Genomic DNA, 15,766 nt, shown 5'->3' on the forward strand with positions numbered 1-15,766 from the left:
GGGCAGGGCAATCGAAAACCTGATTGAGATCAAGGGCGTAAAGCACGCCTATAGCACCAAGGCCGGGCCATTGCCCGTGCTGGATGGGCTAGAAGTTGCGGTGCCTGAGGGCACTTTTTGCGCGGTTGTTGGGCCGTCCGGGTGTGGTAAGTCCACGCTTACGCGTCTTGTTGCGGGCCTGATGAAGCCCGACGAGGGTGAGGTTTGGTTGCACGGCGAACGTGTGCGTGGCCCGCGCAAAACCGTTGGTATGGCCTTCCAAAATCCGGTCCTGTTGGAATGGCGGACGATCTTGGAAAACGTCATCCTGCCGCTTGAAATCGTGGCGCCTACGATGTCCCGCGCCAAGCGGGTTGAGCGCGCGATGGAGCTGTTGGAGATGGTCGGTCTGAAGGGGTTTGAGAACAAACGTCCCTCGGAGCTGTCGGGTGGGATGCGCCAGCGCGCCTCGCTGTGCCGCTCGATCGTGCACAAACCCGAAGTCCTGATTATGGACGAACCGTTCGGCGCGCTGGACGCGTTCACCCGTGAGGACCTGTGGCAAACCATGCGCGAGCTGCGCGCCGCAGAGCCCTTTACCGCCGTGTTGATCACCCACGATCTGCGCGAAAGCGTGTTTTTGGGCGATCAGGTCATCGTTTTGTCCGGGCGTCCTGCGCGGACGCAATACGTGATGAACGTGGACCTGCCCGCCGACCGCACGCTGGACGTGCTGTATGAAAAACCAGTGGCCGATATGCTGAGCGTTCTGCGCCAGCAGATCAAGATCGCGCAAGGCCGCGATGAGGAGGTGCACTGATGCTCCGGCAAATCACAGTTCCGATCATTGCGATCCTCGTCTTTCTTGGGTTTTGGGAATGGCTTGTGTGGGTCAACGGTTGGCCCAACTTCAAAATGGCCTCGCCCTCGGACCTTCCACCCGCCTACAGCCGCTATTGGGAATTGTTCCTTACGATGGGCTGGCAAACCCTGTGGCGCACAGTTGTGGGGCTTTTGCTGGCGGTTGTCGTGGGCACGTTGATCGGCATGATCATCGGCTTTTCACGGCTTATGCGCGACGCGCTCTACCCGCTGTTGGTTGGCTTTAACGCCATTCCAAAGGCGACCTTGGTGCCGGTCATCTCATTGATCTTTATTGGGCAGCACGATTTTAACACGGTGTTGATGGCCTTCATGATTTCGTTCTTTCCGATTGCGGTGTCGGTGGGCATTGGCCTGTCCACGCTAGAGCCGGAATACCGCGACATCCTGCGGTCGCTTGGGGCGTCAAAATACACGATCTTTACCAAGATCGCGCTGCCCAAGACCCTGCCGGAATTCTTTGGCGCGCTGAAGGTGTCCGTGACGCTGGCGTTCATCGGGACCAACTTGGTGGAAATCGTTAGTCCCCACGGGCGGGGCCTTGGGGCGCTGTTCAAATCGGGTGAGACGAACGGCGATTACCCCTTGATGTTTGCGGTGCTGATCGCGCTCGCGGTGTTGGGCATCGTCCTTTATTATGCTGTGGTTTTCCTAGAGAAAATCTTTGCGGGCTGGGCCGAGCGCGAGGGATCGTAGGCCTATTCCGGTTGCCAATTGGCGCGGGTGAAGCTGATAAAGGTCTCACCCGCGCCGCCCGCAACATTGCGGTCCACCACGTCCCGCAGGCGGCTAGTTGAACGGATCGCATCCCATCCGACATCCGAGAATGTGGTGGGTTTGAACACCTCACGCGATAGCAACGGATTGGTCAGCGCCTGACTGAACGCATCCAGCGCCACGAACGACAGGATCAGGCCCGGTAAAGGGCTGTTGGGCACGCGGTCTTCGCAAAACAGCCCCACGTGAAAATCCACGTCGCGGGGGTGGTCGTAAAAACCGCGCAAAAGGGCCGCGACCTCCGGGTCCGAGGATATCGCGTCCATCGAATAGGGGCGGTTGATGCCCAGATAATCGCAATAGTCTGAATAGCTGGCGAGGGCGCAGAGGCGGTCCTGTTTGATCGAGTCGATTTCGATGTGCAAAAGCGGTGAGGCCGTGTTGCGCGGGCCCAGTTCCGCAGCCTGTTGCGTGCTCATCTGAGCAAAGCTGGCCAGCAGCCCCTGATCGGTCAGCAGCTTGTTATCCATGAACGTTTTGCCCACCGGGATGGCTGTCTCGTTCCATGTGATTTGATCCGGGATCAAGGCGTGCCAGCGGTACAGCAGGCTAAATTCTGTCGTGATCCAGTTGGATTTGTTCCACGGTGCATCCCACGCGACCGAAGGGTCGGCGCGGAGGGTAAACGGCAGGGGCGAGATGTGGTTGATGTAGTCCTCAACCACGATCTTGATGAATACAACGATCACTGTGTTGCGCGCCGTTTGAAAGACACGCTCATCGTTCCAATCGGGATGCGCGGTCTCGATCAACCCGGCCAAGCGATTGTGTTCGCGCAGAAATACGGTGTTCATCATGGCGACCTGCGGGACGGAATTGGCGCGGTCCCCACCAAAGGCAAACAGCCGCGACAGTCGGTCCGGGTCCAGGTTGCTTTGGCCAAGGGGCGGGTCCAGCACGGCGAACTGCGGGTCCACCGCGCCGTTTTGGTGGTAGTAGAGCGCGTATTCCTCATCGTTGATGTGCTGGCTCTTAAGGCGGCCTTTTTCGCCCATTTCTTCGGAGTTCAGCCGCAGCGCGCGGGTCTGGGCGCGGGTCCGTCCGTACAAGGGGCATAGGTCAATTTCATGGTTGGAGGAGTTGCGTTTGAGCCGCGTTTGATCGTCCGGATCACCAGTGGCCACGTCATCGCAAGCGTCGCGCACAAAGCCCGCGCTTTCGGTGCGAATGAACCCATCGGTCAGGTATTGCGCGAACGCGGGAAAGAGGCAGGTGGATTTGGGGCAGAGCCGCTGCGTGCCGTCTTTGCGCGCGAACAGCACGCTGAGTGTGGCGGGATCGGGCGGACTGGGGCGTGGGCGCGGGGGCAGGTGTCGTCCGCTCCAGCGTTTATCGGTCAGCCCGTCCCATGATGTGTAATCGTGCAAAGTGCTCAGCGGATGTGGCCGGCTGCGGGCGCGTTTCACCACCCGATTGATCGCCCATGAGTTGGCAAAATCACGTACAGGCGGGATCGCTTCGACCGCTGCGAGGACGGTTTTTAAGAGCATGTAGCGTGTAGAAGGCATGGCAATGAACCGAAACTGGGAAAGCAAACAACCCCGGCAGTATGGCAGAAGCTTACGTTGCGTAATAGTGTTCAGCGGGTCGGGTTTTCCTGCCCCCGCTAAGGCGATGACGGGTGCAAGGGACGGGTCCGCGTGATAGGTGTTGGGCAACATGCGACAGACGCGAAGGTGGGTTAGACAGGTGCCAAGATCGTTCTTGAGGCTATGCGCTGCTGGTATCACTGCGCTTTGGATGCCTTTGGTCGCGGGGGCTGTTGAAGTTTCTGTTCGTGGGGCATCGGAGGGTGCGCTTTCGCAGGGCCAAGCGGACAGCCTGCGGGCGGCGTCCTTGACGGCCACGCTGGATGCGGCGGCCACACCCGGCGATATTTTGGCTGCGGCACAGGCGGATTACGGCCGCTTGGTCGCTGCGTTATATGCGGAAGGGTACTACGGCGCAGTCGTGCGCATCGCGCTGGATGGCCGAGAGGCGGGCGCGATTGATCCGGTTCGCCCCCCTAGCCGGGTGCAGTCCGTGGTGATCACCGTAGCCCCCGGTCCGCAGTTCCGATTTGGCACCACGCGCATCGCGCCCTTGGCTGAGGGCACCGTGGTGCCGCCCGCCTTTGCCAGCGATGAGATCGCGCGCGTGACTGTCCTACGGGAGGCCGCGAGCGCGGGTGTTGATGGCTGGCGTACCTTGGGGCACGCAAAGGCCGCGATTGGTGGGCAAACCCTGCGCGCGGTGCATCGCGCGGGGCGGTTGGATGCCGACATCACGCTGGCCCCCGGCCCGCAGCTGCGCTTTGGCCAATTGGGGGTTGAGGCTCCATCCGCCGTCCGCACCGAGCGTATCCTTGCGATTGCGGGTCTGCCCGTCGGCGCGGTCTACTCCCCCGAGGACGTGCGTCGCGCCAGCACCCGGCTGCGGCGGACCGGTGCGTTTTCCAGTGTTGTTCTGCGCGAGGCCGAGGTGGCCAACCCAGACGGGACCCTCGATTTTAGCGCGGCTCTTGTGGATCAGCCCGCCCGACGGTTTGGTGCGGGGGGCGAAGTTGCCTCGCTTGATGGGGTCACGCTGTCTGGCTATTGGCTGCATCGCAATTTCACCGGGGCGGCGGACAGGCTGCGGTTTGACGCCGAAATCGCGGGTATCGGCGGGACCCGTGGCGGCATCGATTACAGCGTGGCCACCCGCTACACTCGCCCCGCGACCCGCAACGCCGACACTGACCTGTTTGTTGAGGCCGAGATCGCGCGCGAAGACGAGGAGGCCTTTACCCAAGACGTCCTGACATTCGGCATCGGCTACACGCGCTATGTCTCGGAGGCGGTTGAGATTTCTGTCGCCATTGGCCTTGAGGCGGCCGAGACCACGGACGCCTTTGGCACGCGGGACTATGTCATTTTGGCCCTGCCGCTAGAGGGCACCGCCGATTACCGCGATGACGCGCGTGATCCGTTGCGCGGTCTCTATGTGGGGGCCAGCGTCATGCCGTTTACGGGCGTCGGCTCGGTGGATGGGGGGCTGCATGTGACGGGTGATGTGCGCGGGTATGTGACCCGCGATTTGGCGCGGCCGGTGACCTTTGCCGCCCGCGCGCAGGTCGGTGCGTTGATGGGGGCGTCGCTGGATCGCGCGCCCAGCGGGCTTTTGTTTTTCTCGGGTGGGGGCGGCACCGTGCGTGGGCATAGCTATCAATCCCTCGCCGTCGATCTGGGCGGGGGGCAGTCAGCCGGCGGGCGCAGTTTTCTGGGCCTCTCGGCAGAGGCACGGGTCCGCTGGAATGAGACGATTGGCGTCGTGGGTTTTGCCGATGCGGGCTACATCGGGCGCGAAAGCGTTCCGAACGCGAGTGACGGCGAATGGCATAGCGGTGCGGGTTTGGGCCTGCGCTATGCCACCGGAATTGGGCCGATCCGGGTGGATCTGGCACTGCCGGTGACGGGCCCTGAAGATGAAACAGGCCTGCAATTTTACATCGGTATTGGGCAGGCATTTTGATGCGGTTTCTCTTGGCATGTGTGGTGGTTTGGGGCCTTGGTCTGCCTGCGTTCGCGCAACAGGACGAGGACGGCCCGGGGTACTTGGCGGGGCTGCTGCAAAACGCCCTCAGCGGCGCGGGCCGTGAGGTGCGGATCACCGGTTTTGAAGGCGCGCTCAGCTCAACTGCGCGGATGGAGCAGATGACCATCGCGGATGATGCGGGCGTTTGGTTAACCCTTACGGATGTGACGCTGGACTGGGCGCGTAGCGCGCTTTTGCGCGGGCGGGTCGAGGTCAACACGTTGACGGCGGCCAGCCTAAATGTTTCGCGCCCTCCGCAATCGGACCCCGACCTGCCCAGCCCAGAGGCCACGCCATTTCGGCTGCCGGACCTGCCTGTTTCGATTGAAATTGGCACGCTTGAGATTGAGGACATCACGCTGGGCCAAGAGGTTTTGGGCCAACCGATTGCCTTGCGCCTTGAGGGGGCGGCCAGTTTGGCAGGCGGTGCGGGGGCCGTGCGGATTGAGGCTGCGCGCATCGACGACATCGCGGGCCGATTTGCTATTGAGGGCAGCTTGGACGCAGACGGCACCGCACTGGTCCTGAGCCTACGGGCTGAGGAAGCGGCGGGCGGTTTGGTGCCCACTTTGACGGGCCTGCCGGGTGCGCCCTCGGTCGCGTTGGGTGTGGAGGGCACAGGCTCGCTGGATGATTTTGCCGCGGATTTGACGCTGGCCACGGACGGACAATCGCGGCTGAGTGGGCGCGTTGGTCTGCGCACCCAAGGGCCGGTTGAGGCGCAGGAGCGTGTCATTTCCGCCGACATTGGGGGTGATCTTGCGCCGCTGTTTGCGCCCGATTATGCGGCGTTCTTTGGGGATGCGGTGGCCCTAAAAGTCAGCGCTACGCAGATGCCCGATGGCGCGCTGGACCTGTCGGATCTTTCGCTACAGGCTCAACGCCTAGACCTGCGCGGTACCGCCGCGATTGGCGCGAACGGGTGGCCCGAGGCGATTGATATCACCGGCCAGATTGCGGATGCGGAGGGCGGTGATGTGCTGCTGCCGCTGGCTGGAACGCCCACCCGTGTAGGGCGCGTGGACCTATCGGTGCAGTTTGACGCAGCGCGCGGCGATGCCGTCACGGGCCGCTTTGCGGTGACCGGTTTGGACCGGCTGGACGTGCGCGTGGCGGATATGAGTGTGGCGCTTGATGGCACGCTGTCCGCCTCAGCTGAGGGTGTGGGCGCGTTCGCAGCAGGTGTTGTTGCGCAAGCCGCTGGCATCGCGGGGTTGGACCCCGAAATCGCGCAGGCGCTGGGGGCTGATGTGGTTCTGAGCACGGACGTTCGATATGCGTCTGACGCGCCGTTGGAGTTGCGCGATTTGGTCCTAACGGCGGGGTCCTCGCGGTTGGCGGGCTTTGTGCAGGCAGATAATTTGGGCGCGAACCTGCGTGCTGATCTGGATCTAAGGCTCACCTCCGGTGAGTTGGCGCGGTTTGCCGCGCTGACGGGCCAGCCCTTGGGCGGCGCGGGAGAGGTCCGCTTGGCGGGTACGGTCATGCCGGTGTCCGGTGCGTTCGATTTAGCAGTTGGGGCCGTGACGCAGGACCTTTCGGTCGGCGTGCCGCAGGCCGACGCGCTGTTGGTGGGGCGGACCGATTTGGCGATTGCGGCTGTCCGGGACGCCGCAGGGCTGCGGCTCGACGCATTCAGCTTAAGCAACCCGGAAATCTCGGCTGAGGCCGCCGGGACCTTGGGCTCGCAAGCCGCAGAGCTAAGCTATGAGATTTCCCTGCGCGACGTGGCCAAGGTCGCACCGGGCGTAACGGGCGTGGCCCGGTCCGCAGGTCAGGCGCGCTTGGCGGGGGGCGTGTGGCAGGTGGATGCAACGGCCACTGGCCCCTTCGATACCGCGCTGACGATCGCGGGTCCGGTGACCGGCCCCATGACCGACATTGTGCTGAGTGCGCGGGTGCCGAATGTGGCGGCCCTCGTGCCGGAATTGTCTGGACCTTTGAACATCGACGCGCGTGTTCAGCGCCCCGACACTGCGTGGATTATTGCGGCGTCGGCTGACGGCCTTGCGGGGCTGCAGGCGCAGATTGAGGGTTTCGTGGACGCCGCTGGCGCGCCCGACTTTAGCATCACCGGCAGCCTACCGCTCGCCCTTGCGCGGCCCTTTATTGCGCCCCGTGCTGTGGGGGGGACGGCGCAGTTCGACCTTGGGGTGCGGGGGGGCTTTGGGTTGGGTGATCTGGCGGGGCAAGTGAGCATCCGGGATGCGCGCATTAGCGATCCGGGCCTGCGCCTTGTGCTAGAGGATGTGCGGACTGATATCGCCCTGCAATCAGGGCAGGCACGGGTGGACATGGCTGCGCGCAATCGCGCGGGCGGGTCGGTTGCTGTGGCGGGCGGCGTGGGGCTGTTGGGCGCGCGGACCTTGGGCTTGGACGTGCGGCTGAATGGCTTCACGATTGCGGACCCGCAGCTTTATGAAACCTCCGTGGACGGCGCGGTGGCTGTGAGCGGGCCCCTTGAGACGCCGCAAATCTCAGGTGATCTGACACTGGGAGAGACGAACATTATTGTGCCCTCAACAGGCATTTCGGGTTTGGCTGAAATACCTGAAATCACACATTTGGGTGCGCCAGAGGCTGTGCAAACCACCCGCCGCCGGGCGGGGTTGATCCAAGACGCGGGCGAGACCGGGGCCGGGGGCGCGAGCCTTGGGTTGGATGTGTCGATCACCGCACCGGGGCGGCTGTTTGTGCGCGGCCGGGGCCTAGACGCAGAGCTGGGCGGCGCGCTGCGCGTGACCGGAACCACCGGGGCCCCTGTCTCCGCCGGGGCGTTTGAGTTGATCCGTGGGCGGCTGGATATCCTGCAAAAACGCTATGTGCTGGAGGAAGGGCTGATCCAAATGCAGGGCACGCTTGAACCCTATCTGCGGTTTGTTGCGGCCACGCGGACCTCAGCGGGGGGTGCGCGGGTGATTGTGGAGGGCGATGCTTCTGCGCCCGAGGTGTCCTTTGTTTCGGACCCCGAAGCCCCCGAGGAAGAAGTGTTAGCGCAACTGCTTTTTGACCGGAATCTGAGCGAGATGTCGGCCTTTCAGGCGGTGCAACTGGCCAGTGCTGTGGCGACGTTGGCGGGACGCGGGGGTGTCGGGATCATCGGCAACTTGCGCGAGGGTCTTGGGCTGGATGATTTCGACGTTACCACGACCGCGCAGGGCAACACGGCTCTGAGTGCGGGCAAATACATCTCGGACAACGCCTATACGGACGTGACGGTCGATAGTACGGGCAATTCGGAGGTCAGCCTGAATATTGATCTAACGCCTAATTTTAAGGCGCGGGGTTCTGTTGCTGCTGATGGAAACAGCGCCCTCGGCCTATTTTTTGAGAGAGACTACTGAAACGAAACGGTTTTACGCCCCGGGCTTGTAACACTGAGTGCAGGGCATAGCATGAATGTGTGGTAAAAGGGGTCGGGGATGTATTTTTGTGAGATGACGGCCGGTGACGGCGTACGTGGCCCCTACGCCGATTACGACGCATGGTTCGCCCAGCAAGACAACGCGCGCCTGGCCCAAAAATCTCGCGAGGCGGAGGCTTTTTTCCGCCAAACCGGCATCACTTTTAACGTTTATGGCGACAAGGACGCAGAGGAGCGTTTGATCCCATTCGATCTGGTACCGCGCATTCTGTCCGGGCGTGAATGGGACAAGCTATCGCGCGGGGTTGATCAGCGGGTGCGCGCGCTGAACGCATTTCTGCATGACATCTACAACCGCCAAGAGATCTTGCGCGCGGGCATCGTGCCGATCGACCTGATCGCGCAGAACGACGCCTATCTGCCCCAGATGATGGATTTTGTCCCGCCCGGCGGCGTCTATACTCACATCGTGGGCACCGACCTTGTGCGCACCGGTGAGGATGACTTCTTTGTTCTAGAGGACAATGCGCGCACGCCCTCGGGGGTGAGCTATATGCTCGAAAATCGGGAAACGATGCTGCAAATGTTTCCTGAGCTGTTCAGCAAGCAAAAGGTCAAGCGGGTCAGCGATTATCCCAAGAATTTGCGCGCCTCGCTTGAGGCTTCTGCGCCGCCCAATTGCAAGGGTCGGCCCTGTGTGGCGGTCCTGACGCCGGGCATCCACAACTCCGCGTATTTTGAGCATAGCTTTCTGGCTGATCAGATGGGGGTGCAACTGGTCGAGGGGCATGACCTGCGCATTGTGGACGGGCATATCGCGATGCGCACGACCCGCGGGTTTAAGGTGATTGATGTGCTGTATCGCCGGGTCGATGATGATTTTCTGGACCCGCTGACCTTTCACCCGGACAGCATGTTGGGGGTTCCGGGCATTATGGATGTCTACCGCGCGGGCAATATCACCATCGCCAACGCGCCGGGGACAGGGGTGGCCGATGACAAGGCGATCTATAGCTATATGCCCGATATTGTTGAGTTCTATACGGGCGAAAAAGCGATCCTCAAAAATGTTGAGACGTTCCGATGCTCAGAGCCGGATAGCCTGAAGTACACGCTCGATAACCTCAAGGATTTGGTGGTCAAAGAGGTGCACGGCTCTGGCGGGTACGGCATGTTGGTGGGGCCTGCCGCCAGCAAGGCCGAGCTTGCGGCCTTTGCCGATAAACTGCGTGCCAACCCCGCCAATTATATCGCACAGCCGACACTCTCGCTGTCTACGGTGCCGATTTTCACCGAAGCGGGTCTTGCGCCGCGGCACGTGGATTTGCGCCCCTTTGCGTTGGTCTCGCCCGAGCAGGTCAACATCGTGCCCGGCGGGCTGACGCGCGTTGCCATGACCGAGGGCAGTCTTGTTGTGAATTCCTCCCAAGGGGGCGGGACCAAGGACACTTGGGTGCTGGAGGATTGAGCGATGCTGGGTAAAACCGCCGGTGGCCTGTATTGGATGTTTCGCAACTTAGAGCGGGCGGAAAACACCGCGCGCTTGATTGAGGCGGGCTTTCGCATTGCCCTGACCCGGTCGACCGATCCGGCATCAGATTGGCGGTCGGTCATCGTGACCTCGGCGCAGCAGGCCGCCTATGAAGCCAAGTGCCAGACCTATCAAAGCACGCAAGTGACCGAGTTTTTGCTGCGTGATCCCAGCAACCCCAGTTCTGTTATGAGCCTGATCAAGAACGCGCGTGATAATGCGCGCCTGACGCGCACGGCCATCACCTCAGAGGTGTGGGGCGCGGTGAATGAGACGTGGATGCGGCTGTGCGATCAGCTGTCCGCGCCGGTGCCCGACACCGAGCTGCCCAAGGTGCTGGCCAGTATCCGGCGGCAATCCGCACTGGTGCGTGGTGCGCTGCACGGCACGATGCTGCGCAATGATGTGTACGATTTCTGCCGTCTTGGGACGTTTCTGGAGCGGGCGGATAACACCGCGCGGATCGTGGACGTAAAGTACCACGCGCTATTGCCGTCGCCGTCGTTTGTCGGCTCCAAAATGGACAATGTGCAGTGGGAGACCTTGCTGCGCTCTGTCTCGGGCCACCGGGCGTTTCGGTGGGGCAGTGATGGCGAATACAACGCGGCCAACATTGCGAACTTTCTGATTTTGGATCGTCGGATGCCGCGGTCTTTGGGGTATTGTGCGGATAATCTGGTCGATAACCTGACCTATATTTGTGACCAATACGGGCAGGAAACCGAAAGCCTAGAGCGGGCCCATGCCATCGACAGCCGCCTGCGGGGGCGTGATATCCACGAAATTTTCGATGAGGGCCTGCACGAGTTTCTCAGCACGACTTTGATCCATTTGGGGGAACTAGGGCTTCAGATCGAAAAAGATTACAGGTTCTTTCAATAATGCAGCTCTTTGTCACTCATGCCACGCACTACACCTATGACACGCCCGTTGTGTATGCCCTGCAAAAGGCGCGGTTGCGGCCGTCGGGATCCAAGCTGCAAGAGATCGAAGCATGGGATCTGACTGTTGAGGGTGGCAAGATAGAGGCCGGGTACCGGGACCATTACGGCAACAACGTGGATCTGATCAGCGCGGAGCCGGGGACGCAATCGTTGGTGATCACGGCGCAGGGCACGATCAACACCCATGATTTGGCGGGTGTTTTGGGGCCTGTGTATGGCCGCGCGCCGCTGTGGCATTTTCAGCAGATCACGCCCGTGACCCGCCTGACGGACGAGGTCGCGGCCCCCTTCCTTGGGGTGTTTCGCGCGGCCCCAAACCCGATCGAGGGCGGACATGCGTTATGCCATGAAATCCTAAGCAAGGTGGCCTATGACACCGACAAAACCCATGCTGCCACCACCGCCCAAGAGGCCATCGCCATTGGCCATGGGGTGTGTCAGGATCATAGCCATATTTTTATCGCGGTGGCGCGCCAAGCGGGATTTGCCGCACGCTACGTCAGCGGGTATCTGAGGATTGATGGGCGGGTGCATCAGGATGCAAACCACGCCTGGGCCGAGATACATGTGCCTGACCTTGGGTGGGTTGGGTTCGATGTGTCCAACGGGATTAGCCCCGATGACCGCTACGTGCGGTTGGCGGTTGGGCGCGATGCCCGGGATGCAGCGCCCATTTCGGGGCTGCGGATGGGAAATGGTGGTGAAGAGTTAATGGTTTCTTTGCAGGTGCAGCAGTAGAAGGCCTATCAGGCATCAAAACAGGACACGTCGCATGACATATTGCGTAGGCATGAAGCTCGATAAGGGGCTGGTTTTCATGTCGGACACCCGCACGAATGCGGGGGTGGATAATATCTCTTCTAGCCGGAAAATGTTCAATTGGACCGTCCCGGGGGAGCGAAGCATCACCATCATGACCGCGGGCAATCTGGCCACAACGCAGGCGATGATCTCGCTGTTGCAGGAACGCTCTGAGGCGGTCGAAAACCGCGCGCCGGGTATTTTGCAGCAGCCCACCATGTTTCAGATCGCGCGACTTGTGGGCAGCACGCTTAAGGAAGTGATCCTAGGCAGCGCGGCTGAGGGTCCAGAAAGTGCGGATACCTTTGCTGCGTCCGTGATTGTGGGTGGCCAAATACGCGGCGGGCAGCCGACCATTTTTCTGGTGTATCCAGAGGGGAACTTTATCGAAGTGACCGCCGATGCGCCGTTTTTTCAGATCGGAGAAACCAAGTATGGCAAGCCGATTCTCGTGCGCGCCTATGAGCCTACGCTCGATTTCCCGGAGGCGTTGAAGCTGTTGTTGGTGTCGTTTGATTCAACCGTGAAGGCCAACATATCCGTCGCGCCGCCGTTTGATGTGACAATCTACAAGTCCGACAGTTTTGAGGCGGGCCAAGAGATGCGGATCAACTACGAAGATCCAATTTATCAGTCGATTTCGCAGGGGTGGGGCGATGCGCTGCGTTCCGCTTTGGATCAGCTACCGAACTATCCGGTTGAGGAATAGAGGCACCCCCCCGAACTGGTGATCCAGCTCGGGGGTGGTGTGTGATTACTCCGCTGGAGCGGCCTTTGAGATTGGGTCCACAGTATCGCGGGCTGGTGCCGACAGCACCAAGCGCAACAGTGGTGGTACCGTCAAAAGCGTCAGGAACGCGGACATGGACAGGCCGCCCACAACCACAGCCCCGAGGCCGCGATAAAGCTCGGACCCTGCGCCGGGGAACACGACCAGTGGCATCATCCCGCAGATTGACGTCAGCGTAGACATAAAGATCGGTCGGATACGATTGCGCGTCGCTTCCTCGATGGCGTCGATGGGGGGCATCCCGTCTTCTCGGAGGTGGTACAGGGATTGGTGCACGATCAGGATTGCATTGTTCACCACAATACCGACCAAAATGATGAAGCCCAAAAGCGTCAACATATCCAACGGCTGCGTGCCTACGAGGTTCAACAGCGCAAGGCCACCAACACCCCCGGCCGCCGCCACAGGGACCGAGATCATCACGACCAGTGGCAGAACAAAGCTTTCGAACAGAATCGCCATGACAAGGAACACGATCACCAGCGCGATGGCGAGGTTGATCTGGATCGCGTTCCAGGTCTCGGACAGGGCGTCAGCGCTGCCAGAAACGCCTAAGCGGACGCCGGGTGGCAGGCCGCGCGCCTCAAGGGCGGCGATGACTTCGGTCTCTAGCAGCTCTACCGCCGCCTCTAGGGGCAATGCGTCTGAGGGGCGGATTTCGAGTGTCACGGTGCGCAGGCGGTCAAGGTGACGGATCTCGGTCGGGCCGGCGGTCACGCGGACCTCGGCCAGTTCGGACACGGGCACGATTTGCCCCGAGGGCGTGACGACCGGAAAATCGCCCACGTCCTGTGTGCGCAGCCCCGATAGGGCGGCTTCATCCCCCTTGAGCGTCAGGTCGAGGCGTCTGTTGCCAACGCTGATCTCGGCCACGCGCAACCCATCGTTATAGGCGTCAACCGTTGCGGCAAGGTCCTGCGTGGTCAGTCCCGCATCCGCAAGGCGGACCCGGTCGGGCAACAGGCGAACCTCAGGCGCGCCAAGTTCTAGGCCGGGAATGGGCCGGAATTGGTGCCCGTCGGAGCGGGGCAAAAGCCCCGAAACCAGCCCTGCAGCTTGGCCTGCAACGCTCAAGATATCCTCCAACTCATCGCCGGAGATGTTCAGCTCGATCGTCCGGCCACCGCCCACGCCGCGCCCGAAGAGGGAGGGTTGGGTCATGAACCCAAATGTGCCCGGCTCTGCGAAGATGGGCCGCGACAGGACAGGGATGACCTCAGCCACGCGGGTGCCATCCACGGCGGCGGCACCGACAAAACTGTTGCCGGGGGTGGCCACGAAGAAGAACGATTGCAGGGCAGGGGTGCCGTCCTCCAACTCAGTTTCGGGGCGGGCCTGCCACATGGGTTCGGCCACGGCCTCAATGCGCTGGGCGATGGTTTCGGTCGTGTCCAAATTGTACCCGGGGGGCGGGATGATCAGGCCGAACACGAGGTTCCGATTGCCCTCTGGCAGGTATTCGAGCTTGGGCAGGAAGGTGATCGCGGCCAGTGTTGCACCGGTTGCGATGGCGCCGACCATGATCAAACCAGCCACACGGAACCGCACGGTCAATCGCACATAGGCCATGATCATCCAAGAAAACGCGCGGCCAAAGTGGTCAATCCCGGGCAGGGGCATTGGCTTGGTGCTGCTTCCCGAAAGAAGCCGGCTCGACAGCGCGGGGATGACCGTCACTGCCACCACGAGCGACAGCAGAACCGACACCGAAATCGCTACGGCAATGTCGCGGAACAATTGCCCGGCCTCTAGCTGCATCACGAGGATTGGGATGAACACCATCACCGTCGTCAGGGCCGACACGAGGATCGCGCCCCAGACCTGTCGCGCGCCCTCATAGGCTGCTTCGAACCGGGATTTGCCCTGTTCCCGCAGACGGTAAATGTTTTCGAGCACGACAATTGCGGCGTCCACGATCATGCCAACTGCAAAGGCGATCCCGGCCAGTGAAATGACGTTCAGCGTGCGCCCGGTGGCCGCCATTGCGACAAAAGTCGCCACGATGGATACCGGAATCGCGAGGCTGATGACCAACGTTGCCCGTGGGGATCGGAGGAATAGCAGCAGCACCATGGCCGCCAACAATCCGCCGACCCAGATGTTCTGCGTCACCAGATCAATGGCGCCTTCGATGTAGATCGTCTCGTCGTAGACTTGTTCCATCAGGAGATTGTTGTCCGCGACGGGGCCTGCCTCCAGATCGGCCAAGACCTCTTTGACGGCCTCCATCGTTGCGATCACGTTGGCGCCTTGTTCGCGCACAATGTTGAACGCTAGGGCGGGCTCACCCCGGAACCGCAAGCGCGCTGTCGGCTCCTTGTAGGAAAACCCGACATCGGCGACTTCGCTGACCGTGACGCGGCCCAAGGCCCCCGTCGTGCCAAGGCTGGCACTGCGCAACACGACGCTCTCAATCGCGGCGATGGTGTTGAGGTTGCCGTCGGCGCGCACGACATAGCGGCGCTTGCCTTCATCCACGTCGCCCGCAGAGAGTGAGATGTTTTCCGCCCGCAGCCGGTTCACCACGGCGGGAATGGTCAGGCCAAAGCGGGCCAGTTCCTCGGGCCGGATCACGATCTGCAATTCACGCGAAACGCCGCCAAAGACGTTCACCGTGGATACTCCATCGACACGTTCGACACGCTCCTTCAGGACGTCCTCGACGAAGTCGCCATAGGTCGACATGAGGCGTGTGTTGCCCTCGGCTGCGCGCAGGATCACCCACGCGATTGGGCTGTCGTCCGAGCCGGAGGTGTTGAGCGTCGGTTCCCCAGCTTCTGCGGGATAGCCGCCCACGCGGTCGAGCCGGTTTGACACCAACAAAAGGATGTCGCCCATATCCGAGCCGACCGCGAATTCCAGAGTGACCTCTGCCTGCCCGGTGCGGGACCTGCTGGTCATCGTCTCAAGGCCTTCGAGCCCGCGGAAAGCATCTTCCTGAAGGTTAACGATTTCGCGCTCAACCTCAGCGGGGGCAGCGCCGGGCCAACTGGTTTCGACCACGACTACGGGTTTGCGGACATCGGGGGCCAATTGGACCGGAATGCGGCTTAGGGCGAGCGCCCCGAACAGCACGGCCATGATGACAACGGCAACGACCGCGATGGGGCGTTGAATTGACGCGCGGATCAGATCCATGGGTT

10 protein-coding genes are annotated in these 15,766 nt (G+C 61.6%); 8 read left to right on the top strand and 2 right to left on the bottom strand.

The annotated features are described in order from the left end of the window. The first annotated feature begins 10 nt into the window (after positions 1–10). Positions 11–799, top strand: coding sequence for an ABC transporter ATP-binding protein (locus tag THS5294_RS16075; RefSeq protein WP_038005143.1), 789 nt, complete (start codon positions 11–13; stop codon positions 797–799). After that, positions 799–1,557 (top strand): ABC transporter permease, encoded by a 759-nt coding sequence (locus THS5294_RS16080; protein WP_038004508.1) that lies wholly within the window; start codon positions 799–801, stop codon positions 1,555–1,557. Before THS5294_RS16075 ends, THS5294_RS16080 begins: the two co-directional genes overlap by 1 nt. A gap of 2 nt (positions 1,558–1,559) precedes the next feature. Here THS5294_RS16080 and THS5294_RS16085 read toward each other — a convergent pair whose 3' ends face one another. Further along, positions 1,560–3,146, bottom strand: coding sequence for a peroxidase family protein (locus tag THS5294_RS16085; RefSeq protein ID WP_058124530.1), 1,587 nt, complete (start codon positions 3,144–3,146; stop codon positions 1,560–1,562). Between the two features lie 232 nt (positions 3,147–3,378). Here THS5294_RS16085 and THS5294_RS16090 point away from each other — a divergent pair, with 232 nt between their 5' ends. The 6 genes from THS5294_RS16090 (at position 3,379) to THS5294_RS16115 (ending at position 12,542) form a co-directional block, all read left to right on the top strand. Beyond that, positions 3,379–5,130, top strand: coding sequence for an autotransporter assembly complex protein TamA (locus tag THS5294_RS16090; RefSeq protein WP_058124531.1), 1,752 nt, complete (start codon positions 3,379–3,381; stop codon positions 5,128–5,130). Then, a complete protein-coding gene (locus THS5294_RS16095; RefSeq protein WP_058124532.1) occupies positions 5,130–8,537 on the top strand; it encodes a translocation/assembly module TamB domain-containing protein in 3,408 nt (1,135 codons plus the stop codon). The genes THS5294_RS16090 and THS5294_RS16095 overlap by 1 nt, the downstream gene beginning before the upstream one ends. A 78-nt stretch (positions 8,538–8,615) precedes the next feature. Then, positions 8,616–10,025: a circularly permuted type 2 ATP-grasp protein gene (locus tag THS5294_RS16100; RefSeq protein ID WP_058124533.1), complete on the top strand. Its 1,410-nt coding sequence runs from the start codon at positions 8,616–8,618 to the stop codon at positions 10,023–10,025. Positions 10,026–10,028: 3 nt separating this feature from the next. Next, on the top strand, positions 10,029–10,970 hold the full coding sequence (locus tag THS5294_RS16105) for an alpha-E domain-containing protein (RefSeq protein WP_058124534.1): 942 nt from the start codon (positions 10,029–10,031) through the stop codon (positions 10,968–10,970). Then, entirely contained in the window at positions 10,970–11,770 is an 801-nt protein-coding gene (locus THS5294_RS16110; RefSeq protein ID WP_058124535.1) for a transglutaminase family protein, read from the top strand. Before THS5294_RS16105 ends, THS5294_RS16110 begins: the two co-directional genes overlap by 1 nt. A gap of 34 nt (positions 11,771–11,804) precedes the next feature. Then, positions 11,805–12,542 carry a proteasome-type protease gene (locus tag THS5294_RS16115; protein ID WP_058124536.1) on the top strand — a complete coding sequence of 246 codons (738 nt, stop codon included), beginning with the start codon at positions 11,805–11,807 and terminating at the stop codon, positions 12,540–12,542. A 45-nt stretch (positions 12,543–12,587) separates the two neighbouring features. Here THS5294_RS16115 and THS5294_RS16120 read toward each other — a convergent pair whose 3' ends face one another. Beyond that, on the bottom strand, positions 12,588–15,761 hold the full coding sequence (locus tag THS5294_RS16120; RefSeq protein WP_058124537.1) for an efflux RND transporter permease subunit: 3,174 nt from the start codon (positions 15,759–15,761) through the stop codon (positions 12,588–12,590). Between the last annotated feature and the right edge of the window lie 5 nt (positions 15,762–15,766).

Origin of the sequence: Thalassobacter stenotrophicus, assembly GCF_001458315.1 — a bacterium.
GTDB classification, from domain to species: Bacteria; Pseudomonadota; Alphaproteobacteria; order Rhodobacterales; family Rhodobacteraceae; genus Thalassobacter; species Thalassobacter stenotrophicus.

Bases quoted from the DNA above. Each gene is read 5' to 3' on its own strand.
- THS5294_RS16090 (WP_058124531.1), top strand. From the start codon at position 3,379: ATGCCTTTGGTCGCGGGGGCTGTTGAAGTTTCTGTTCGTGGGGCATCG.
- THS5294_RS16110 (WP_058124535.1), top strand. From the start codon at position 10,970: ATGCAGCTCTTTGTCACTCATGCCACGCACTACACCTATGACACGCCC.
- THS5294_RS16115 (WP_058124536.1), top strand. From the start codon at position 11,805: ATGACATATTGCGTAGGCATGAAGCTCGATAAGGGGCTGGTTTTCATG.
- THS5294_RS16095 (WP_058124532.1), top strand. From the start codon at position 5,130: ATGCGGTTTCTCTTGGCATGTGTGGTGGTTTGGGGCCTTGGTCTGCCT.
- THS5294_RS16080 (WP_038004508.1), top strand. From the start codon at position 799: ATGCTCCGGCAAATCACAGTTCCGATCATTGCGATCCTCGTCTTTCTT.
- THS5294_RS16100 (WP_058124533.1), top strand. From the start codon at position 8,616: ATGTATTTTTGTGAGATGACGGCCGGTGACGGCGTACGTGGCCCCTAC.
- THS5294_RS16105 (WP_058124534.1), top strand. From the start codon at position 10,029: ATGCTGGGTAAAACCGCCGGTGGCCTGTATTGGATGTTTCGCAACTTA.
- THS5294_RS16120 (WP_058124537.1), bottom strand. From the start codon at position 15,761: ATGGATCTGATCCGCGCGTCAATTCAACGCCCCATCGCGGTCGTTGCC.
- THS5294_RS16085 (WP_058124530.1), bottom strand. From the start codon at position 3,146: ATGCCTTCTACACGCTACATGCTCTTAAAAACCGTCCTCGCAGCGGTC.